1 rRNA gene is annotated in these 3,313 nt (G+C 56.4%); it reads right to left on the bottom strand.

Features of this window, described 5'->3' with window-relative positions:
- Positions 1–61: 61 nt before the first annotated feature.
- Positions 62–3,174: ribosomal RNA gene (locus ACWEOZ_RS44090) — 23S ribosomal RNA — on the bottom strand.
- Positions 3,175–3,313: the final 139 nt, after the last annotated feature.

Raw genomic sequence — 3,313 nt, 5'->3', positions numbered from 1 at the left:
GGGGTGGGGTGGTTGTTTGCTGTGAATCACACAGTGGACGCGGTCGAACATCAAGTTTGGTGTAGTTAAGCCCTCGGCCTATTAGTACCGGTCGACTGAACCTATTACTAGGCTTACATCTCCGGCCTATCAACCCAGTCGTCTAGCTGGGAGCCTTACCCACTCAAGGTGGTGGGATACCTCATCTCGAAGCGAGCTTCCCGCTTAGATGCTTTCAGCGGTTATCCCTTCCGAACGTAGCCAACCAGCCGTGCCCCTGGCGGGACAACTGGCACACCAGAGGTTCGTCCGTCCCGGTCCTCTCGTACTAGGGACAGCCCTTCTCAAGTATCCAACGCGCACGGCGGATAGGGACCGAACTGTCTCACGACGTTCTAAACCCAGCTCGCGTACCGCTTTAATGGGCGAACAGCCCAACCCTTGGGACCTGCTACAGCCCCAGGATGCGACGAGCCGACATCGAGGTGCCAAACCATCCCGTCGATATGGACTCTTGGGGAAGATCAGCCTGTTATCCCCGGGGTACCTTTTATCCGTTGAGCGACACCGCTTCCACTCGCAAGTGCCGGATCACTAGTCCCGACTTTCGTCCCTGCTCGACCTGTCAGTCTCACAGTCAAGCTCCCTTGTGTACTTACACTCAACACCTGATTGCCAACCAGGCTGAGGGAACCTTTGGGCGCCTCCGTTACCTTTTAGGAGGCAACCGCCCCAGTTAAACTACCCACCAGACACTGTCCCTCGACCCGATCAGGGCCGCAAGTTAGATACCCAAATCCAACAGAGTGGTATTTCAAGATTGCCTCCACCCGAACTGGCGTCCGGACTTCACAGGCTCCCACCTATCCTACACAATTACATTCGGATACCAATGTCAAGCTATAGTAAAGGTCCCGGGGTCTTTCCGTCCTGCCGCGCGTAACGAGCATCTTTACTCGTACTGCAATTTCGCCGGGCCTGTGGTTGAGACAGTGGGGAAGTCGTTACGCCATTCGTGCAGGTCGGAACTTACCCGACAAGGAATTTCGCTACCTTAGGATGGTTATAGTTACCACCGCCGTTTACTGGCGCTTAAGTTCTCCGCCTCGCCCCGAAAGGCTAACAGGTCCCCTTAACGTTCCAGCACCGGGCAGGCGTCAGTCCATATACATCGTCTTACGACTTGGCATGGACCTGTGTTTTTAGTAAACAGTCGCTTCCCCCTGCTCTCTGCGGCCATACCACGCTCCACCCGCAAGGGGCTTCACGCGTCCGGCCCCCCTTCTCCCTAAGTTACGGGGGCAATTTGCCGAGTTCCTTAACCACAGTTCGCCCGTCGCCTCGGTATTCTCTACCTGACCACCTGTGTCGGTTTGGGGTACGGGCCGCTCGGAACATCGCTAGAGGCTTTTCTCGGCAGCATAGGATCACTGACTTCACCTGAATCGGCTCGGCATCACGTCTCAGCCTCAATGTGTCACGGATTTGCCTATGACACGGCCTACACGCTTACCCCGGCACAACCACCGGCCGGGATCAGCTACCTTCCTGCGTCACCCCATCGCTAAACTACTACCTGCCAGGTTCCCAGACTCCACACCCTTGACCCGAAAGTCGCCGGCGCTTCGCGTGGTTAGCACAACAAGGTTCGTCTTGGGCGCTCCTTTGCGGGTACGGGAATATCAACCCGTTATCCATCGACTACGCCTCTCGGCCTCGCCTTAGGCCCCGACTCACCCAGGGCGGATTAGCCTGGCCCTGGAACCCTTGGTCATCCGGCGGAAGGGTTTCTCACCCTTCATTCGCTACTCATGCCTGCATTCTCACTCGTGCAACCTCCACGGCTAGGTCACCCTGCCGCTTCACCGGTAGCACGACGCTCCCCTACCGACCCACACACCTGCACCAACCAGTAAACCGGCCGGCGGAGTTATTGTGTGAGTCCCACAGCTTCGGCGGTGTGCTTGAGCCCCGCTACATTGTCGGCGCGGAACCACTTGACCAGTGAGCTATTACGCACTCTTTAAAGGATGGCTGCTTCTAAGCCAACCTCCTGGTTGTCTATGCGACCCCACATCCTTTTCCACTTAGCACACGCTTAGGGGCCTTAGCTGGTGATCTGGGCTGTTTCCCTCTCGACTACGAAGCTTATCCCCCGCAGTCTCACTGCCGCGCTCTCACTTACCGGCATTCGGAGTTTGGCTGATTTCGGTAAGCTTGTAGGCCCCCTAGACCATCCAGTGCTCTACCTCCGGCAAGAAACACGCGACGCTGCACCTAAATGCATTTCGGGGAGAACCAGCTATCACGGAGTTTGATTGGCCTTTCACCCCTAACCACAGGTCATCCCCCAACTTTTCAACGTTGGTGGGTTCGGTCCTCCACGCAGTCTTACCCACGCTTCAACCTGCCCATGGCTAGATCACCCCGCTTCGGGTCTAGAACATGCGACTCAAACGCCCTCTTCAGACTCGCTTTCGCTACGGCTACCCCACACGGGTTAACCTCGCCACATGCCACTAACTCGCAGGCTCATTCTTCAAAAGGCACGCCATCACCCCAACAAGGAGGCTCTGACGGATTGTAGGCGAACGGTTTCAGGTACTATTTCACTCCCCTCCCGGGGTACTTTTCACCATTCCCTCACGGTACTTGTCCGCTATCGGTCACCAGGAAGTATTCAGCCTTACCAGGTGGTCCTGGCAGATTCACGGCAGATTACAGGAGTCCGCCGCTACTCGGGAACACCAAAAAGAGGCCACACATTTTCGTCTACCGGGCTCTCACCGTCTACGGCCGACTTTCCCACGTCGTTCGACTAACATGCGACTTTGTAACTCTTCTCCACACTGTCAGATGCGAAAATTGGGTCCCACAACCCCCATGACGTAACCCCTGACAGGTATCACACGCCACAGGTTTAGGCTACATCCGCTTTCGCTCGCCACTACTCACGGAATCACTGTTGTTTTCTCTTCCTACGGGTACTGAGATGTTTCACTTCCCCGCGTTCCCCCCATACACCCTATGAATTCAGATGCAGGTGACACCACATGACTGGTGCCAGGTTTCCCCATTCGGACACCCTGGGATCATAGCTAGGTTGACAGCTCCCCCAGGCCTATCGCGGCCTCCCACGTCCTTCATCGGCTCCTGGTGCCAAGGCATCCACCGTTCGCCCTTGACAACTTAACCTACAGAAAACAAGATGCTCGCGTCCACTGTGCAATTCTCAACCAACAACCAACCCACAACCCCAACGGCCTCACACCAAACCTTGGCGCCGTCACCGGCTCCCTCAAGTGGTATGCAAGACCAGGCCATGCCTGGACAC

It is taken from the genome of Actinoplanes sp. NPDC004185 (assembly GCF_053603475.1).
Note: the sequence above shows the minus strand (reverse complement) of the source record. Positions and strands in the feature narration are given on the sequence as shown.